Source organism: Rhizobium sp. BR 315, from assembly GCF_050577975.1.
GTDB classification, from domain to species: domain Bacteria; phylum Pseudomonadota; class Alphaproteobacteria; order Rhizobiales; family Rhizobiaceae; genus Rhizobium; species Rhizobium miluonense.
The window spans coordinates 1-18,875 of record NZ_JARWKZ010000057.1 but is presented as its reverse complement, the minus strand read 5'-3'; the positions used below and the strand labels follow the sequence as shown (position 1 = coordinate 18,875).

Annotated in this window: 20 protein-coding genes; 10 read left to right on the top strand and 10 right to left on the bottom strand. The window is 57.3% G+C overall.

All coding sequences use genetic code 11. The features are described 5' to 3' along the window. The first annotated feature begins 23 nt into the window (after nt 1-23). Nucleotides 24-896: a hypothetical protein gene (locus tag QD409_RS30515; RefSeq protein WP_430764521.1), complete on the top strand. Its 873-nt coding sequence runs from the start codon at nt 24-26 to the stop codon at nt 894-896. 38 nt (nt 897-934) lie between these two features. Further along, a complete protein-coding gene (locus tag QD409_RS30510) occupies nt 935-1,276 on the top strand; it encodes a hypothetical protein (protein WP_430764520.1) in 342 nt (113 codons plus the stop codon). A 45-nt stretch (nt 1,277-1,321) separates the two neighbouring features. On the opposite strand, the gene QD409_RS30505 is transcribed toward QD409_RS30510, so the two are convergent. The 6 genes from QD409_RS30505 to QD409_RS30480 all read right to left on the bottom strand — a co-directional run bounded on the left by QD409_RS30505 (nt 1,322) and on the right by QD409_RS30480 (nt 4,853). Next, the gene (locus tag QD409_RS30505) at nt 1,322-1,966 is read right to left on the bottom strand and encodes a DUF746 domain-containing protein (RefSeq protein WP_430764519.1); all 645 of its coding nucleotides are present in this window, start codon (nt 1,964-1,966) and stop codon (nt 1,322-1,324) included. Between the two features lie 78 nt (nt 1,967-2,044). Beyond that, nucleotides 2,045-2,809 carry a hypothetical protein gene (locus QD409_RS30500; protein WP_430764518.1) on the bottom strand — a complete coding sequence of 255 codons (765 nt, stop codon included), beginning with the start codon at nt 2,807-2,809 and terminating at the stop codon, nt 2,045-2,047. Between the two features lie 31 nt (nt 2,810-2,840). Then, nucleotides 2,841-3,803, bottom strand: coding sequence for a tyrosine-type recombinase/integrase (locus QD409_RS30495; protein WP_430764517.1), 963 nt, complete (start codon nt 3,801-3,803; stop codon nt 2,841-2,843). Next, the gene (locus QD409_RS30490) at nt 3,800-4,291 is read right to left on the bottom strand and encodes a hypothetical protein (protein WP_430764516.1); all 492 of its coding nucleotides are present in this window, start codon (nt 4,289-4,291) and stop codon (nt 3,800-3,802) included. The genes QD409_RS30495 and QD409_RS30490 overlap by 4 nt, the downstream gene beginning before the upstream one ends. Nucleotides 4,292-4,321: 30 nt before the next feature. After that, on the bottom strand, nt 4,322-4,462 hold the full coding sequence (locus QD409_RS30485; RefSeq protein WP_430764515.1) for a hypothetical protein: 141 nt from the start codon (nt 4,460-4,462) through the stop codon (nt 4,322-4,324). Next, nucleotides 4,452-4,853 carry a DUF6173 family protein gene (locus QD409_RS30480; protein ID WP_430764514.1) on the bottom strand — a complete coding sequence of 134 codons (402 nt, stop codon included), beginning with the start codon at nt 4,851-4,853 and terminating at the stop codon, nt 4,452-4,454. Before QD409_RS30480 ends, QD409_RS30485 begins: the two co-directional genes overlap by 11 nt. Before the next feature lie 300 nt (nt 4,854-5,153). Between QD409_RS30480 and QD409_RS30475 the strand changes: the two genes are divergently transcribed. The 5 genes from QD409_RS30475 to QD409_RS30455 all read left to right on the top strand — a co-directional run bounded on the left by QD409_RS30475 (nt 5,154) and on the right by QD409_RS30455 (nt 9,297). Then, on the top strand, nt 5,154-5,774 hold the full coding sequence (locus QD409_RS30475; RefSeq protein WP_430764513.1) for a type IV toxin-antitoxin system AbiEi family antitoxin domain-containing protein: 621 nt from the start codon (nt 5,154-5,156) through the stop codon (nt 5,772-5,774). Then, on the top strand, nt 5,767-6,636 hold the full coding sequence (locus tag QD409_RS30470; RefSeq protein ID WP_430764512.1) for a nucleotidyl transferase AbiEii/AbiGii toxin family protein: 870 nt from the start codon (nt 5,767-5,769) through the stop codon (nt 6,634-6,636). Before QD409_RS30475 ends, QD409_RS30470 begins: the two co-directional genes overlap by 8 nt. Nucleotides 6,637-6,885: 249 nt before the next feature. Beyond that, on the top strand, nt 6,886-7,500 hold the full coding sequence (locus QD409_RS30465) for a hypothetical protein (protein WP_430764511.1): 615 nt from the start codon (nt 6,886-6,888) through the stop codon (nt 7,498-7,500). A gap of 209 nt (nt 7,501-7,709) precedes the next feature. Next, on the top strand, nt 7,710-7,991 hold the full coding sequence (locus tag QD409_RS30460; RefSeq protein WP_430764510.1) for a hypothetical protein: 282 nt from the start codon (nt 7,710-7,712) through the stop codon (nt 7,989-7,991). Between the two features lie 295 nt (nt 7,992-8,286). Next, nucleotides 8,287-9,297, top strand: a complete 1,011-nt coding sequence (locus tag QD409_RS30455) for a tetratricopeptide repeat protein (RefSeq protein ID WP_430764509.1) — start codon at nt 8,287-8,289, stop codon at nt 9,295-9,297. Nucleotides 9,298-9,607: 310 nt separating this feature from the next. On the opposite strand, the gene QD409_RS30450 is transcribed toward QD409_RS30455, so the two are convergent. From QD409_RS30450 to QD409_RS30435, 4 genes are all read right to left on the bottom strand, one after another. Continuing rightward, nucleotides 9,608-9,823, bottom strand: coding sequence for a hypothetical protein (locus QD409_RS30450; RefSeq protein ID WP_430764508.1), 216 nt, complete (start codon nt 9,821-9,823; stop codon nt 9,608-9,610). A gap of 84 nt (nt 9,824-9,907) precedes the next feature. After that, nucleotides 9,908-11,749 (bottom strand): type II toxin-antitoxin system HipA family toxin, encoded by a 1,842-nt coding sequence (locus tag QD409_RS30445; protein ID WP_430764507.1) that lies wholly within the window; start codon nt 11,747-11,749, stop codon nt 9,908-9,910. Between the two features lie 336 nt (nt 11,750-12,085). Next, nucleotides 12,086-12,313: a conjugal transfer protein TraD gene (locus tag QD409_RS30440; protein WP_430764506.1), complete on the bottom strand. Its 228-nt coding sequence runs from the start codon at nt 12,311-12,313 to the stop codon at nt 12,086-12,088. Nucleotides 12,314-12,362: 49 nt separating this feature from the next. Beyond that, complete coding sequence (locus QD409_RS30435; protein WP_430764505.1) at nt 12,363-12,587, bottom strand: TraC family protein; 225 nt, start codon at nt 12,585-12,587, stop codon at nt 12,363-12,365. 192 nt (nt 12,588-12,779) lie between these two features. Here QD409_RS30435 and traA point away from each other — a divergent pair, with 192 nt between their 5' ends. The 3 genes from traA to QD409_RS30420 all read left to right on the top strand — a co-directional run bounded on the left by traA (nt 12,780) and on the right by QD409_RS30420 (nt 18,572). Continuing rightward, nucleotides 12,780-17,375: a Ti-type conjugative transfer relaxase TraA gene (gene traA, locus QD409_RS30430; RefSeq protein ID WP_430764524.1), complete on the top strand. Its 4,596-nt coding sequence runs from the start codon at nt 12,780-12,782 to the stop codon at nt 17,373-17,375. A 217-nt stretch (nt 17,376-17,592) separates the two neighbouring features. Further along, a complete protein-coding gene (locus QD409_RS30425; protein WP_430764504.1) occupies nt 17,593-17,787 on the top strand; it encodes a hypothetical protein in 195 nt (64 codons plus the stop codon). 101 nt (nt 17,788-17,888) lie between these two features. Next, nucleotides 17,889-18,572, top strand: a complete 684-nt coding sequence (locus QD409_RS30420) for a DUF746 domain-containing protein (RefSeq protein ID WP_430764503.1) — start codon at nt 17,889-17,891, stop codon at nt 18,570-18,572. Nucleotides 18,573-18,875: the final 303 nt, after the last annotated feature.

Here is an 18,875-nt window from a genome sequence, read left to right as displayed (position 1 = left end):
AACCGTATGAGAATAGCGATAGTATGAGTTACGATCTCTACCTGAACTTCAAGCCCGGCGTTCGAATGAAAGACATTCACAGTTTTCTCGCGGCCCGCGCCCATTACAAGGCCAATGGAAGCCGGTTCATGTATGAGAACGAGCTTACCGGTGTGTATTTCATGCTGAACCCCAGCGAGAAGAAGAAGGGCTTTTTGCGCAGCAGTGAAATCAAGGCACACATAGAAATCAATTATTGCCGGCCGAGTTTTTTCGGCCTGGAAGCAGAGATCGAAATTGCCGAACTGCTGAAAAGATTTCCATGTCAGATCTATGATCCGCAGATGAACGGTATGGGGGACGGCCCCTATTCGGGAGAGGGATTTCTGCGAGGCTGGAATGGCGGCAATGAATTCGGCATGACGGCGGTCCTTTCCCAGTCGGACGCACCTATCTGGTGCTTGCCGGCGAGCCAGTTGCATAAAGCCTGGCAGTGGAACTACAGCCAGCCAATTCGCCAGGCCTCATGCGGAGACAAGCAGTTCGTTCCGCAGGTTCTTTACATGAATGTCGCGGGGTACGCACACACGGTCGCCGTTTGGGGTGACGGCCTTCCGTCCATCTTGCCGGAAGTCGATTTTGTCCTGGTGGCGCGTCCAGGGCCGGATGGGAAGGGTGTGTTCGGTTTCGTTCCCTGGGCGCAAGTGACCGAGCTCCTAACTGCCATCGGCTATCAAACCGGACCGGACGGCTTCAATTTGGACTATGAGACGCCGCCAAAGCCTGTCATCGACTTCGTAAGCCTGGTGGCGCCGGTTGATCCGTCGGAGATCGTCAGGCTTTCCCCGGATCGCGTTCTCGACGGAGAACTGGTCTCGCGCGTGCTGGCAAGTCGCAAACGCACCAACCGTCCTTGACGAGAGCTGCGCTTCGTGAATGAAGCAGGAGGCGGACAATGAACGCTATCGAAGAGCAACGGCTAATACTCGATCAGCTATACCGTATTGTAAGGGGGAACTGTCCGCAGAATATCGAAACCGCAAAGTGCCGATTTGACTATGAACGGTTCGAAGATGGCAGTTCTAGCGTAAGTCAACAATTTGAATACGTTGAGGCGGGAAATTTGGTTTCCGCGGCGCTAGATCGAAACTTGCGCGCAGCAATAATGCCGCTCGTTAAGGAACTTCACGCCAAAATGAAAGCGCACACTGGCGGCGACTGGCACGCTTTTACCTTGTCTATAGATAGCGACGGCAGAGTTAGCGCTAAATTCGAATATCCCGAGGAAAAAGCCTAACCCGTAATCAGTTCTCCGGGATCAGAAAACACAAATTATCACCCTTCAGCCCTTCCGGCGTGATGATGGCGGCCGCACCGCGACGCGATGCTCGAGCGCAAAATCAGGTCCCTGCTCCTGGAGCAGGTCGGACAGGCGGCGGTAATATCCGCAGGCGTCGCATCGGCATCTGCGCTCGCCTGTGTCGGCATCAAATCCACGATAATGCATGCGATCAACCGCGCCACAATGTGGGCAAGTGATCTCGGGACGGATTTCCATCCCGAGCCTGACCTTTGCCTCCCAGTGTCCGGTTGGATCGAGCTGCAGCATCCACTGGCGGGTCCGCTTGATCCAACGCACAACCGTCACCGCCTTGACGCCAAGCACATCCGCAGCGTCGGTCACCGGCCGCTGCTGTGACAATAGCCTGATGAACTGCGGGAGCTTCTGGAACTTTAGCCCAGATAGCGGCGTGCCCGTGGTACGGCGGAAATGGACATCGCAGTCGAGGCATCGAAAGACGGGGATCACTGGCTTTGGATGCGCGGCCCGCGTGGCAAGCACGGTTTCCCCGCCCTGACAATGTGGGCAACGTGGCGGCGCTTCCCAATGCGAGAGGATTTCGTCGAACTGGCCTTGCAGCCACGCCGTGAGTGCCTCGTCTTCTGTATCGGGAATCGGCCGATAGTGCCCGACCAGCGGCAGCATGGGGTCAAAGACGCGTTTCGGAGGCACTATTGTTGTCATCTCACCTACTCGAGGATGATTTTTGCGAAGTCTCGGAAATCAAGCTTCTATAAAAACGGGCAAATTATTCGCGCCAGCGAACCCAACAGCCCGAAGGAACGCTTTTAGACCGATGACTCCCGGAGCGTCATTTGGCTGGTCTTTGGTTTGCCGCGCGTCCGTATAGCGGAATTGATCGTCGACAAAACCGACAAAATAAGCGGCGAGCTTCGCATGTGACGGGCTCAAATGACCCACATGCATGAGCATTTGTAGCACCTGGCTTGAATTGATGATCGTCTTTTTGGATAGAAAACCGCCCCATTTGCGCTGGCACGGTTTGTCAGACTGAAACAAGGATCGGCTGCTTCTTAACCTATCGATAGGTGCACCGTCGAAGTTAAAATCTTTGAGCGCCGCAAGTAACATCTTACCCTGATTCGACGTCAAATCATCCGGTAGCCGGGAAATCAGCCATTCTTCCGCTCGGAGCGATATAGGGTAGTGCAATGTGCCGCCACATCCGAATTCAGCTTGGCGCAGATTTGCAGGGCAGTTCTCACAGATGGTTGCGAGCTGCTTCAACGGCGCGGCTTGACCAGCTAGCTCCGAGAGCTTGACTTCAACCTTTTCGTCGCCGTTTGGACCTCGCTGTATGAGGACGATCTTGGAATCGCCTATATTTTTCCCCTCCGGCATACTCTTTTGTTGAACGTCTACTATCGCCTGATAGCGTCCTTGCGCCTTTAACATCGCCAAAAGGTCCTCTTGAGCGACTTGTTCGCGAACTTTGCAAGGGAATTGGATAAAGTATTCGAGTGCCATGATTGTATAATCCGGTTCAGGCTGGGCTTTGTTAGATCAATATCCGCTCGATTTCGTCCAGGCTCACGTCGTCGTCACGGCGATCATAGAGCTGGGTGGTGCGGGTCGACGAGTGATTGGCGATATTGGCCGCCTTTTCGAGCGTGCCACCATTCTTCAGATAGGCGGTGATGCCGGTGGCACGGAAGGTATGATTGCAGACATTCGTGTCGATCCCGGCCGCTGCGGCCCGGCGCTGCACCAATCGATAGGCATCGGATTGCAGCAGGCCATCGCCGGATAGGTCCGAGGTCCCGCGCCTGAAACTCTGGAACAGCGGCGCCCTCGGACTGTCCTTCAGCCCGGCCGCCTCGATATAATCATGCAGGTAATCCTCAAGCGTATGGTGGCACGGCAGTTCGACCTGCTTGCCACCCTTTTCGTGCAGCCGCACCCATAAGCGCCGGTTCTGCGAAAACACGTCCTGCACCTCCATGGCGGTGGCGGCGCCGATCCGGGCGAAGGTATAGGTCATCAGGCCGATTAGTGCCCGGTCGCGCTTGCCGATCAGGGCGTCGGCCGGGATGCTGGCCAGCAACTGACGGGCTTCCTCCGGCGACAGCACCGGCGTCTTGCCCCGCTTGCGCGAATGTTTTGGGCCGCGCACCGAATGGGCCGGGTTGGTCTGCATGATATGGCCAGTCACCAGCCAGTCGAACAGGTGACGGATGGCGGCCAGCCGTTGCTTGACCGTCGGCGCCGCATGCGTCCCGGTCAGCTCCTCGACCCAACCGGCGACGTGGATCGGTGTGATGGCCTCGAGAGTGCTGGCGCCGCGCGGCTCGCACCAGGCCAGAAACTCCACCGCAGCCCTGGCATAAGACCGCCGGGTATTGGCATTGCGGATCTGCGCGGCAAAAAACTCGAGAAAACGCAACCTGGCACGATCGCCGCCGCGGACAATGGCGGCCGGCAGGGTGCCCGGGCTGTCAGCAGCAATGATAGCAACGCTCATTGCGCTTGCCCCCATGCCCAGCATTCCGCCCGGCAGGCATGGTGGAAGGCGCGCTCATCCGTGACCTTCCGGCCGATCCGGCGAGCGCCTTCGGCAAAACCCGACAGGGCGGCGGCCTCGAGCTCACCTTGCTCGACGTTCTTCTGATTGACACAAATCGCCGTCAGCAAGGGCGACCGACGGGCATGGCAAAGCTCCAGCAGTCGGTCGAGGTGACCATTCTTACCGTTCATCTGCTGGCGGGCCTTGCTCCACTCGACGCCGCTGGCGTTGGCCAGATCACCATAACTGATGCAGATGCCGGCGATCGCCGCTTGCTTCAGCGCCGAAAGTGACTTTTCCAGATACAGGCCGCCCTTTGCCTGTGCCCGCCGTGCTAGTTCTTCCAGAAGCTCGAAATAGAGCGTGACGTCGATCTTGGCGTGCTTCTCGTGGTTCGAAATCCACTGGTCGATGTCCTTGTCACTTTTATCGGCAAAGTCGGTCATGATGATCGCCTACTATTATATATAGAGAGTTCACGGTTGCATTTGATTGGCGACGCTGCCATTCAGTTTCCGTGTCGCGGAGATCCAGTTCCAGCATGGCGCGCGACCGCCGGCGACGTCCTGGAACCCGACGGCACGAACGACGTGCTTGGCGGCGAGGCTATTCGCCATCGGCGACATCCTCGGACTTAGCCTCCAGCTTTGTCTGCAAGGCGAACCCGATGCGCCGTGGTTCCGCCAAGGGTTTGACGGCAACCAGCAGCACACTCAGCTGCGACATATGCTGGATTAATTCAACAGGATGTCCGTCGGCATTCTTGCCGTAAAACTTGATGATGTCCGGCCCCCAATAACCCACATCGTCGATGTGAATGATCTCGCTCGAGGCGAAGCTCACCAGACGCGCGCCAATTTCAAGCTCGGGGTCCAGCTTCTCTTCAAATGCGATAATAGACCTCACAATGCGCTCATACATCCAGCTGGCCGGATTGAGATCATGGGGTGACCGACCGGTCAGTGGACTGCTGAGCTGCATACTTTTAAGCAAGTTGTCGATGTCCATATGTGCCTCCTCCATATGCATGATAAAGGACATTATCATTCACACACGGGCCATTCCAAATAGAGTAAGACCAGCGACCAACATTCGTGACAAGTTCCATAAGATAGATTACCCACCTTATGTAGCCTAAGCGATTGTTTTCATTAGATGAGTTCGCTTGAAGGATCACGAGTTCATATCTCTTCAAGAGCAAGTGTTTATTATCGGCTGACGACTTCGCCAATCGGCGGCTTTCTTGGGTCTAAGGATTGTGATACAAATCCTCGGATAATAGATTCTATGCTCCGAGTTTTCGTATCAATGCCGGCTTCCGTCACGCAACGCCAAATCGCCCGAACCGTGCTCGCTGAACGCGGGATAGCACGTCTCGCGGAACTGCGGAATGCAGGCGTGACGGCGGCGACCATGAGCCGAATGGAACGGAATGGTGAGGTCGTGCGGCTTGCCCGCGGTCTTTATCAACTTCCCGATGCAGAACTCGATGCCAACCATAGCCTGGCGGAGATTGCCAAACGCGCCCCGAAAGCCATTATCTGCCTTGTTTCGGCCCTCGCTTTCCACGGCTTGACGGATCAACTTCCGAGACAAATCTGGCTTGCCATAGGCCGCAAAGACTGGGCTCCGCAACCGGAAGGCCCTGCTACTATGCGCATCGTGCGTTTCACAGACAGCTTTCTCAACGAAAGCGTCGAGACCCATGTCGTTGAAGGCGTTCCGGTGAAGGTTTTTGGAATCGCCAAGACGATTGCCGATTGCTTTCGCTATCGCAACAAGATTGGCCTATCCGTGGCGATAGAGGGGCTGCAGGAGACGCTGCGGCAACGAAGGGCTACTCCTGGCGAAATCGCTGACCAAGCCGAGCGCGGTGGTGTTGGCACCGTAATCCGTCCGTATCTCGAGGCACTGACCGCCAATGGCTAAGGAAATCAGAAATCTTGGAGCCTCGGTGCGCGCTCGCCTTTTGCAACTCGCCAAGGCAAACGGGCAGAGTTTTGATCTGATCCTGACACGCTTCGCCCTTGAACGGTTGCTGTTCCGGCTCAGCCAGTCACCCCATGCGGGCCGTTTCGTGCTGAAGGGCGCGATGCTGATGATGAGTTGGTTTGACGATCCGCACCGCGGCACGCGCGACCTTGACCTTTTGGGCTTTGGCAATCCTGAACCAGAACCGATGCTCGAGACCTTTCGGGAGATTTTGGCGCAAGAGGCTGACGATGCCGTCACGTTCGACGCCGAAACCCTCCGCGTGGATCGCATTCGCGAGGGACTGGAATATGGTGGGCTCAGGTTACGGGTGGTCGCTTCTATCAGCGGCGCCCGGATTACCCTGACGATCGACATCGGATTTGGCGATGCGCTCGAGCCTGGTGCGGAGATGCTAGATTATCCTTCCATGCTTGGTTTTCCGATGCCCCGACTCCGAGCCTATGCGCGAGAAACGGTCATCGCCGAGAAGTTCCAGGCGATGGTCATGCTGGGGCGTGCAAACAGTCGGATGAAGGACTTCTACGATATCTGGATTCTCAGCAGGTCATTCGATTTCACCGATGACCGATTGGCGCGTGCAATCGCAGCGACGTTCGAACGGCGCGAAACTCCGATCCCGACCGAGCTACCGGACGCCCTGACGGACGCCTTTGCCAAGGACGAGCAAAAGCAGCGGCAATGGCACGCTTTCCTTGAAGACGTTGCACACGATCCTGGCGATCTGACGGACGTCATCGCGGAGATTGCCACGTTCCTGATGCCGCACGCTGTTGCGGCCGCGAGGCTAGGGAAATGAGCGGTTTGGTCGCCGCCGTCGGGCTATGGAGCGATGACAAGTCGATTTCGCTGACGAAATATACATTCGCACGGGCACGTTCCGAATCCGATTGCACGGCACTTCGAGGCACCCCATCCGGTCCAAAGCCTCACTTTCGGACCACTCGCCCTTGCGGGTGCCGTCGCCAGAACGGCCACAGTTCGTGACGATGCCCCACCCGTCGTATTGGACGCTCTCAAGCGAAGCACTTTGCCGATGCTGGAGGCAATGATCGAGGATCGTCTGACATTCGCCTTGTCGCCTAATTTTCAGCACCTGGCCGACGCGGAGCGAACGTTTTCCGCGGCGCGCGTCGGTAGCGGAATCACCGATCTCCATATGAATGTCCTCGGTTACACATGGCGAGCGAATGCGGCTTGTCTGTCCTTCGTGCTCGACCCACATGCCGACTTCCTATACGAAGGCGGCAATGCGAGTGGTCATGGTGTTGTCTTGGCCGAAGCGCATGGCTCGTTTGCCAAGAATGCCAGCGCGGCAAGTGTTCACCTCAAGGCGAAGAACAAGTACCTTGAGCAGGTGAAGCCCCACCTTGGCAAGAATTCAGACTATGGCAAGGTGATCCACGGCTACTGTGTTGCCTTCGGTTCGGCGCCGGGAACCTCTGGGGCGTTTCTGGGCTTGTCGGAAACGAACATAAAGAAATCAAAAGGCAAGAAAGGCGGCCCGCCCGCGCCAACTCCCCCGACATTTCTCGCGAACGAGACACACCCACATCGATTGTGCTGGCAGCGCACCGCCCGAACTTCTTCCTCATGGGAAGTGATCAGCTTGTCAGTTGGATTGATTGGATACGCTCAAGGGATCGGCCGATGCCGGCGATAACACCTCTGGTGTTTCTCAGGCTTCAATATGCAAGGCGCCGCTACCTTGTTCCGGCCTCATCGCTCTGGTGGCTTGATCCTTTGCATAATTGGTGGCCGGAATTTATCGACAATGAACGTCAGTGGCGCCATATGCTGCGTTGGTCACTGAGGCCGAGATCGGACCGATGGCCACATCTCGGCTGTTTCGCAATCGAGGAAGGCGCGGGCATGGCCTTCCTTGATGCGCTGACCGGACTCATCCAAAGCGGGCCGGACTCCATGCCCGATATTGTTCGGTTGCCGGATCTCGAACCTGCCGGCTTTGGCTTTGGTGACGAGACGCTCGCGCGTGGCAGGGACGAGGGGAGCTATCAGTATGCACTGTTCCGGGACGGCTTGGCTCTTTTGGGCAATCCGCAACGTGGCCGTCCTCGTGGCATTCTGACCTGGGCTCCAAAGGAAGGCGCGGCCATCGAGGAATGGCCAGAGAACCTAACGAACGCTGGATGAGAAGGTCGGCAGTGCTCTTTAGTTGCGCGAGCATATCTCCACGTCAGCTTGGCCTGAAGGGACTTGGGCTTCTTGCAAGATGAGTGCTGAAGCTCGTCAACTTCTCGCTGGTCGAAACCATTGCACCCCGCTCGCCGCCCCGCACATGCCGTCCGTGGCATTGTATCGGTGTTGAAGTCGCGAAAATGCTTTCCTCGGCACCCGTGTTCATTCCAAATCATGGCTTGCGATTCGTCTGGGCAGCGGCTTGCGATCGCAACGTGAGGAATGGTGCTTCCAGGAGAAGTGGACAAACATGGACGGATCCCTAGCATTGGAAATCACAGGCGATGCAGGCATCTTTCGTCACGGCGACGCATATGACATTGCCACCGACGAGCTTGACGCCGCGCTCGATAGCCGTGAGAGCGGGAGTGTAACCGAGGCCAAGTATCTCGCTGTATTGAAGAGCATCGTCGAGCGGCATCCGAATTTCATCGATGGCCATGCACATCTCGGCTATGCCCTGTTGGAGCAAGGGAAGCCGAAACTTGCTCTCGAGGCTTGCCTCTGCGGGCGGCGATTGGGCGAAAGTGCCATTCCCGCCGGGTTCGCCGGCGCAATCGAATGGGGCTTTCTGGAGAACCGGCCCTTTTTGCGCGCCGCCCATGGTGTCGCACTTTGTCAATTGCGCCTCGGTCAGCGTCGAGATGCGGTGACACTGATGGAGAAAATGCTGGCGTGGAACCCGAACGACAATCAGGGTGTGCGGCTCCTAATCGGCTCGGAATATCTCCGTATTGGCAAGACGGCGAAGGCAACTCGCTTCTTCAAAAGAGAGGCTGACCACTACCCGCCCTACCATTATGAGATGGGTTTGCTCCACTTGATAGGAGGCAACCCGGTCGCGGCCGCCACCAGCCTGCGTCGCGGCTTCGTGGCGAATGTCTACATTGCCGAAATGTTAAGCGGAAACCCGGATCCTATGCCGCTCGCGATTTGGCACGGTTCGAATCTTGCTGAACCGGAAACCGCTCATGCTTACATCGAGCAGTGTGGTAGTTTATGGCAGAAGACCGAGGGGGCTATCCCGTTCCTGCGCTGGCTGCACACGCACCCGAAAGTGCTGGCGGAGCGCGCCGCGGTGTTGGAGTGCATGGAAGCCTTGCTCTGGGAGCGCGATTTTGACCGGCGCAGAACCCTCGTCGATCGCGAGCAGGTGGCACGCGCCGCCATTGATGATCGGCTGTCGAGGGATATCGTGGTTGAGCGTACCGATCTGCATGGACGGTCCGTGCTGCCTTGGCTTTATCCGCAAAAACAATGAGGTGTTTCGCAACTGCGGGAATTGCCGTCAACGCATTGACTGCATTCAGCTGCCACTGCTTTTCCCTCTTGACCCAATCATGTCTGCGGTTCGACCCCCATCAAGAGCTACGCATACATTGATCGAATGGAATGCAGCCCGATGATTGCGAGGGAGCAACGTTTGTCACGTCGGCGGAAGGTCCCAAGCCCAAGGTCACCTTTCTCTGGACGACAGTGATCATCACGGCATCCTCTCATCCGGTTTGCGTTGAAGAAGTTCGATGAGTGTGCGGGGGCAAGGAGCTGGGGGGCCTCGTTGTCGCCAATGATCAGCAAGCCATTTGCCGCGCCGCGTGGCGAAATATCGACGCCCACTCCGGGTATGATCGCACGGGTTTTCCCGCTTCGAGAAATTGGGAGAGTACGAGTTCGGTATCCTCCTGTTTCCAAATCGCTCCGATCAGACCCAAACAATATGCAGCGTCGAAATCATCGATGACGACCTGATCGACCATGAGCGTGTCGGCCAGTTCCTCGCGCGCCATATTCCCGGCAATTGCCGGGTTATAAGTTCGATTCCTCGCAACTGCATTCGATTGCAATACAGCGGACCGGCTGTTTACCCGACGCTATCCAAAACCGGCCAGGCGCTCGCGGACGATCTCACGCATCTGTGCTGCCCGTTCAGCGACGGCTGACCCGTCTGTCAGCGGCTCCGGCAGAACAAGATCATCCAAGCCACGCGCCAGCGCCGCTACCAGTTCATCCATAGCGCTATCCGCGGCCGTCACCGGGATACCGGCCGTCGCCGCAAAGCGCCTGAAATCCGTTCTCTTCAGCCGTTCGTCTTTGCCGTTTATTTTAAGCGCCATATGGTCGTTCTGCAGGTTCGGAAAAACCCGTGTCGTTACCGCATCGTATAGCGGCGCCATGCGGACGTAACTGAAATCTCCTCGCCCTGGCTCTGCGATTTTCAGCAGGGCCATGTTCTTCAAGTGCATATCGCCGTCTGCGATCAGCCAGGCAAACAGCGCCCGCCGCAAGACCAGCAGCAGGTCCGCGTCAGCGTCGGTGGAAAGCGGACGCAGGGCGACCGCGATCCGTTCCACGGTGCCCGTGTATTTGTCTTCCGCTCGCACACCCAGAACGGACGTCATGTCCTCAAGCGCCAGACGGCGGATATCGTCAAGGCTGGTGCGGATATCGAATCGTTCAACCGCAAGCGCATGCGGCATTCCATCCGGCATAGCGACGAGCGCAATGGCGGGCACGATGAATCCGGCCGCCCGGCCAAGCGCCATGGATTGCCATTCGATTGCTGGCAGCGCCTCGAACCCTGATGTGCCGGCGGGTTTCAGAATGTGCGTGAACGGCTTGTTAGTGCTGGGTATGAGGGCGCCGTCCGCATCGAGGAACATCGGCGCCTTGATCTGCACACCCGACAGTCGCGGTGTCGCGCCCGTCGCGAAGATTTTTGCCAGGTTCTGTTCGAACGTGTCCTGGATATCGCCGCGGCCGGGACCGGCATAGGTCCCCGTGAACAGGTGATCTGCCGTGAAGCTAATCAGTCTGGTCAGCAGAATATCGGGCGGCAGAGCCGCCAGCTCACTTAGCCGCTCTACAATGGTGATATTCGACATGTAGCGCTTGCCGGTTCGCAGTTCCGCCCGCTCGTCCGGGCTGTTCAGCACCCGGTTGAGCCAGCCTTCCGGCAGCAGCGATTCAATGAAGGGCGGCAATCTGCCGGGCGTGGTCTGGCGCACAAGCGGCGGACCATCCGGATCGGACGCCTTCCATCGCCATTCGAAGCCATCATGCGCCAGATTGCCGATCGGCGCCCCGTGCCAGGCCACGATCAGGTCAAGTGCTGCCTGGTTGGTAACGGCAACGGCGGGCGCAGGCTTCCGTTTGAGGAAACGTTCAGCAGCACTCCCTTCGGCAAGCCAGTCATTGTCGCGAGCAAGCTTGAAGACTGCATCGGCTGCGTTGTCCGGACTGCCGTATTCTTCGATCAGCCGCGCGGCGATTGCCTCTTTCATGTCTTCGTCGAACGAGGCCGCATGTTCACTACGGATGCGGAAGGCTTCCAGAAAACGCTGGCGCAGCGAAGACACGTCCACGCGCAACTCGCCCATGTCGTCGCCGACCGCCGCTTGCGCGATGGAAGGGTGGTCCGGCGCTTTGTTCTGGATGATTTCGAGTGTCCTGATATGCTGTCGCTGCACACGGCGGCCAGTCAGGAATAGGCGGCCATCGCGCATCGGGCCAAGCAGGACGGCGCTGGCGGCCGACAGATAGGCATTCGGATAGAGATATTTGGCGATGCGTACAGCATGGGTCCGTATTGTCTGGTCTATATCGTCGTCAGCATCGACATAGATGCCGCGCATGAGCTGCACGAGCTTGCCGGCCTCCGCTTGGCGGTGACCACGCATTTTATCAATGTTTTCGCCGACGAGATGAAGGGGCATCCATGTAACTTTCACGTATCTGAAATACGGGAAAGTTACATCAGCGCTTTTGAAATTACAAGGAAATTGAAACTATCGCGTATTTCAGATACGTGATAGTTTCAAATATGAAAATCTCCCATCGTACCAATTCTTGTTGATGCGCTGACCCGTTCGCTGATCGGCCCCATTCGAACTCCTCAATGTTGAGTTGCGTGAAGGTTCAACCCGGTTTTGCGTTTCGTCATGACCCAACCCCGTCTTCGAACCATCGATCTTTTCAAGGAATTAGATCCGTCCAGAAGGGTTAGCGCAAAATTGTAATCAGGGGTCAAGATCTCGCCAAACTCAACACCGTCATGTTAGATCTTTGCTTTCTGAATTGGTCATGCGTGCGTCGTTCCGGAACGCTTCCATACCAATCTTATGTAGCTGGCGATATTGTTCCGTATCTGGCGGAATCCGGCTTGCCTCGATCAGCGCGCCGAGTAGGAATGCGCGATCGGCTTTTCTTAAGCCAGCCTTGATGATCAATCCGCCGAAGATGATCTTGTCGCGTGTTTCGCGCTTGCGATAGTTCGTCATGTCGCGTTGCTGCCTTCGTTCGAGAAGCACAATCCGCTGATCCAGCCTCTTAAGCGGATTCGCCGGTCGTCCTTTTTTCGCCATCGCGAAATCGCGCCGTGATCTGGGCGAGGACGTCGTCGAGCTCGGCGTCGGAAATGTCCAGCTCGGCGAGACCGGCCCGCAGTGCCGCGCTAGCGAAACGTTCATTGGCCTTGGCGACTACGTTTTTGCGTTTCTCCCTGAGCAGCTCGATCTGTGTGTCGATCTCGGAGACCGTGGTTCTTGCACGCATGTCTGTCCTTTCTTCCATCAGGGTCGACTTTGATTGCATCTTTTATACTGATTTAAATACGGTAGTCAAACTGGGTCGAGTAATGTAGAAAAATGGAATGCATGCATGAAAATTGGTCTCATCCGAGGTCTTTTCGCCAAATACCTCGATATTTGCTGCAGTGCCGGCGAGCCCGAAAGAAGGGAGTCAAATTTGGCTATTATGTTTTTGAGAGCGAAATTGATCAGCCGCGGAGCGGGACAGAGCATCGTCTCAGCCGCTGCCTATCGTCATCGCACCAAGATGATGGACGAGCAGGTGGGTACTAAGTTCCACTACTCCGCAGGGGCGGACGAACTCATTCATGAGGAACTCGCTCTGCCTGACGATACACCGGCATGGTTGCGAATTGTGATCGACGGACGATCGGTTGCCGGCGCCAGCGAAGCGCTTTGGAATGCCGTCGATTGTTTTGAGACTCGGCGTGATGCACAATTGGCCCGCGAGATCATCCTTGCGCTTCCAAACGAGCTCAGCAGGAAGGAAAATGTCGCACTGGTGCGCGACTTCGTTCGCGAGAACCTGGTGTCGCGCGGGATGGTGGCCGACTGGGTTTATCACGACAAGAAGGGTAATCCGCACGTCCACGTCATGACCACGCTGCGTCCACTGACGGCGGAAGGATTCGGCCTGAAGCACGTCGCTATCGTTGACAACAGCGGTGAACCGTTGCGCCTCAAAGCGCCCGACAAGCCGAAAGGAAGAATCATTTACCGTCCGTGGGCGGGCAACAAGGCAACGATGGAGGAGTGGAAACTTGCCTGGGCTGAAACGGTAACGCACCATCTGGCACTTGCCGGTCACGATATCCGTATAGACGGCCGCTCCTACGAGGAGCAGGGGTTGCGGGGAATGGGGCAGCGCCATCTCGGTCCAGCCCGTACCGCGCGTCTACGCAGAGGAGCCGATGTTTATTTCGCCCCGGCAGCATTGGCGCAGCGTTACGAGACGGCGGATCGTCTCGCCGCCGACCCCGGCCTACTGCTTAGGCAACTCAGCAACGAGCGCTCGACTTTCGATGAAACCGAGATCGCCCGCGCCCTGCACCGCCATGTTGATGATCCAATCGTTTTTGCCAATATCCGCGCGAAACTGATGGCGTCGGATGATTTGGTGATACTGCGGCCACAGCAGATGAGTGCGGAAACCGGTGGGGTCGAGCTGCCGGCGATCTTCACTACGCGCGCGATGATCAAGACCGAATTCCATATGGCGCGGTCGGCATTCAACCTCTTGAACATCGGTGGCTTCGCGGTATCGTCATCCCAAGTTGATGCTGCGATAGTTGAGATTGAGGCAGCACCAGACAAGGCCATTCGCCTCGACACTGAGCAGGTCGACGCGGTTCGGCACATCACTGCCGATGATGCTATCACTGCGGTCGTTGGCCCTGCCGGCACCGGCAAATCGACATTGCTGAGTGTGGCCCGAATCGCTTGGGAAGGGGAAGGCAGACGCGTCCTCGGAGCAGCATTAGCCGGCAAGGCGGCGGAGGCATTGCATGGTAGCTCGGGGATCCGCTCACGAACGATTGCCGCTTGGGAGCTTGCCTGGAAGCACGGATATGACCCGTTGCAGAAGGGCGACGTGTTGGTTCTAGACGAAGCTGGTATGGTATCGTCGGAACAGATGATGCTTCTTCTCAAACGCATCGAGGATGCCGGCGCGAAAGTGGTTCTTGTGGGCGACGCAATGCAACTTCAGCCGATCCAGGCGGGAGCTTCCTTCCGTGCCATCGTCGAGCGCATCGGCTTTGCTGAATTGGTTGGCGTTCGCCGCCAGAGACACGGATGGGCGCGAGATGCATCTCGTCTGTTCGCCCGCGGAAAGGTTGAGGAAGCCTTGAGTGTCTACAGCGCCCACGGCCATCTCCTCGAAAGTGACACGCGGAGCGATGCGGTTCAACGGATCGTCTCCGATTGGGCCAACGCTCGCATTGATGCCATCGCCAAGGCGGAGGTTGAGGGTCGTAAGCTGCGTGGCGACGAGTTGATGGTTCTCGCCCACACCAATAGCGATGTGATGCGCCTCAACGACGCAATCCGTGCGGTTATGTTGCACCAGGATGCGCTTGGGGAGGGTAGGTCGTTTCGCACCGAGCGCGGCAGACGTGAGTTCTCCGTGGGCGACCGGATCATCTTTCTGGAAAATGCGCGTTTCGTCGAACCGAAGGCCCCTCATCTAACCGTTCAGCATGTCAAGAACGGCATGTTTGGAACGGTGATATCGACAACGGATCGAGGTGGGGAACCATTCCTTTTCGTTCGGTTGGATAATGGTCGGGATGTCATGTTCGCGGAAGACACTTATCGCAATGTTGACCATGGCTACGCCGCAACGATTCACAAGACCCAAGGATCGACCTTCGACCGCGCTTTTGTGCTGGCAACCGGGATGATGGACCGACACCTGACCTATGTTGCCATGACGCGTCATCGCGAGCGTGTCGATCTTTATGCGGCACTGGAAGATTTTCAGCCAAAGCTGGAATGGGGCAAGACGGCACGCGTCGAACATGCCGCCGGTATCACCGGCGAGCTTGTTGAAACCGGTCTCGCGAAGTTTCGCAAGCAGGACGACGTGGGTCCTTCTCCTTATGTTGACGTCAAAACGGACGATGGAACCACGCATCGACTTTGGGGCGTCAATCTGCCCAAGGCGCTTGAGGATGCCGGCGTGGGGGTCGGCGATACCGCGACCCTGCGCAAGGATGGAACTGAAAAAGTTACCGTCAAAGTGCCTGTCATTGATGAGGAAACGGGCGCGAAGCGCTTTGAGGATCGTGTTGTCGAACGCAATATCTGGACAGCGGATTCAATTCAAAACGCCGAGGATCGGATGGAGCAGGTTGCCGCCAAACATCACGGACCAGCGCTCTTCGCGCAATTAGTCGAACGGCTGTCGCGCTCCGGCGAAAAGACGACGACGCTCGATTTCGAAAATGAGGCGTCTTATCGATCCGTGGCTTTCGACTTCGCACGGCTGCGCGGCATCGACACTATCGCGGATTATAGTCACGCCGTCGAAGCACAGGCTGGGCGTCTATCCAATTGGCTTGCCGAACAACGTGATCATCTAGCGCGGCTCTGGCAGCGGGCGAACGTCGCCTTCGGCACCACGATCGAAACTTCGGGTCGAAACACCGCCATCCACGCAACCCAGGATAAAGGCGCGTTGCTCGCTCCGGTGGCGGATGCTTCCGATCTACTGCCCGCAGTGAAATCCATCTCCCCATCGATTGCGGAAGATGCGCGTCTCGCCCAACTCGCATCTCCTCAATGGAAGGAAGGAGAAGCGATCCTGCGTTCGCTGCTTGAGCGAATCTATCGTGAGCCAGATAGAGCGCTTTCCCGTCTGAACGAACAATCATGGAACCTCGCGCAGGATCCAGGCATCATTGCGGACCGGTTGTCACGCTCTCCGCAAAGCCTAGGTGCGTTGCATGGCAGCAACAAGCTGATCGACCGCCGCGGTGATCGAGCGAAGAGGGCCGCCGCCTTGGCGGCGGTGCCCGAATTGGCGGTTCTTGCACGGGCGCACGCAATTGAATTTCGTAAGCAGGCGGATTGGTTCGACGGTCGCGAACGAAGGCGTCGGTTGTCCATGGAGGTCACAGTGGCAGGCCTTTCCGACAGAGCGAGAGGACGGCTCGCAGAGGTCGAAGCGATCCGACAGAAGGGGGGGCAGGAAGCATACCGCACAGCATTTCGCCTTGCCGCGGAGGATCGCTTCGTCGTTCAGGAGATCAATGCGGTGAGTGAAGCCTTGAGCCGCCGGTTCGGATGGGATGCATTTACGGAAAAGACTGATCAGTTCGCAAAACGCGATATCGCGATGGGCATGCCGGAAGCGATTGGGAAGGAAAAGTGGACCGAGTTGATCGCGATATTTGCTGCTGTCAAACGCTTCGCCGCCGAGCTCGCTAAGCAACGGGATTCTCTCATGATCGCCGCCGCGGCGACCTCCGACAACCTCAACACCATACCTGCGATGTTGCCGGCGGTCACGAAATTCAAGGCGAACCTCGATGAGGAGGCGCGGATGCGCGTGAGCGAGACTGAGCATTACAAACAGGCAAGAGCAACACTCGCTGCCACCGCGTCCGTGATCTGGCGCGACCCCGCAGCCGCCGTGGCGACGATCGAAGATCTGGTTCGTAAGCAGATCAACCCTGAGCGCATTGCGCGTGCCGTTGCCACAGAACCGGCTGCCTATGGCGCCCTGCGCGGCAGCGGCAGGATGATGGATAGGCTGCTCGCCGGTGGTCGCGAGCGCAGGAAAGCGCTGCAGGCGGCTGAGGCAGTTAGTGCTGATATTCACTCTCTCGGTCGATATTACTTGAGCGCTTTTGAGAACGAAAAATCGGCGGTCATGATTGAGCGGGAGCGGATGGCAGTACCTATTCCAGCGTTGACGAGAATTGCCCAGACTGAGCTGCGACACATCACGTCCGAGACGGAGAGGAATCCGCGTGAGCTGACCAGACTCGTCCGCTCGCTACCACCGGATGTCCGGCAGGAATTTGCCTTTATCAGTAAGGCACTTGATGCTCGCTTCGGACCTGGTGCAATTTCACGCAACGAGGCTGGTGTTACCAACATGGTCTCAAAATCTCAGCAATCGGCCTTCAAAGCCATCCTTGGGCAAATGCGTACAGTCCAGCGTGCCGTCGCTGTAGACAGGGCAGAAGAGATTATTGCTGAGCGTCAACGTCGAAAAATCAGCCGTGCCCTAGGTGTTGATCGCTGAGAATGTCCGGAAATGTCAAAGGGAAACGACAGGCTCATATCCGGATCTGGCGATCGGAGTTGGTCGAGGGCGCGATTTTTTTACCACCTGTCGCCAGCGTTATCTTGATTGCCGGAGGGCAACTGTTCGCGCAATACCATCATATCTCGCCAAAAAGCGAAAGTGCTACCCATATCTCCGGCACAAAACGTCGCCGATCTCTCAGGCCGGACATCATTTGACAGTGTACGTTAAAATCGCCTCGCAGGCGCGCTATCGCATCGAAGGCGGCGACATGCTCGGCTGGACCGCAGGCGCTAAGCTCGCGGGTGGCAATGTCAATTTCGACATGGGTTATTGGGATGTCCTTGGCGGGACGGTCAACAGGCACGACTCAGGGCATCTCGTCGCCAACACGTTGCTGCGTTGGTAAGCAAAAGCCACGGTGGACGCCATGGCAAAGAATAAGTCTGCGTGGGATATCCTCCCGGCCAGCGTGGACGCCATCACGACCGATCGATAGTGTCGAAGACGATGACGACAGCCGTACCCCCGAAACGCACCTTTGACCCGATGATGCCGCGGATGGGGCACTATCGGCCAATTCCCGATACAGAAGACAAGGTCTTCAGTGGCTGGCTACAAGGTCAGTTCGATGAATTGTTCTCATCGTCTGAAGCGCCGCCGCGCTGTCCTCATTGCCAAGGCGGCGAGACGGTGCTTGCCATGCGTGCGGCGCATCCAAGGCCGGTCCTGCCGGTGTTTCGCTGCATTTCCTGCGACGTACATTTCCGGCGCACGACAGGGACCCCTATATCGAACTTGAAATTCCAGAACCTGGAGCAATTCATCCGGCTGTTATCGCAGCAGCGGCCCGTCACCGAGGCGGCCGCAATCCTTGGCGTCAAGCCGGCGACAGTCACCCGCTGGATCAAKCGCACGCGGCAATGGATCCTGGAGCTCGATCCGACGGGCCAGTGGGAATCAAGGGTTAGGCTCGGCATGGAGATCCGGCCCGATATCGCCTGCCCGCATTGTGGAGTGGCCGATCGCATGCATTATCGCGGCTTTGCGGCGGATAGCGGTGACCGCCAGTGCCGTTGCGATGCCTGCGGGCATTTCTGTCGTCTGTCCGGCGTGCTGCGCGAGCAAGAGCCTGGTTTTGTGCTCGAACATCGCGTCGTGGTACGTCCGCCTTCCTCGCGCCGCAAGACCTGAAGCATCTGCGACAAGGCATCCGGAAACTATCCGTGATGCGTGTTCTCCCCAGCATTGCCTATAGTCATTGGTGTAAAATTCACACACGCTTTACCAAATCTACGCGAACTCCCCAAAGTTTGCTCTCCATATCCGTGTAGCAATTGACGTCCGCCACCAAGTCTATCAAGAAAAATCATCAATATGTGCCGCATGACGCGGCCTGGACGAGGCGAGAAGTAGGCTAGATGTTCCTGCGGGATCCGCGGACATAGCCCGGCCTCAAAAGGGCGAGAGCGTAACATGGGCAAATATCCAAGGCAG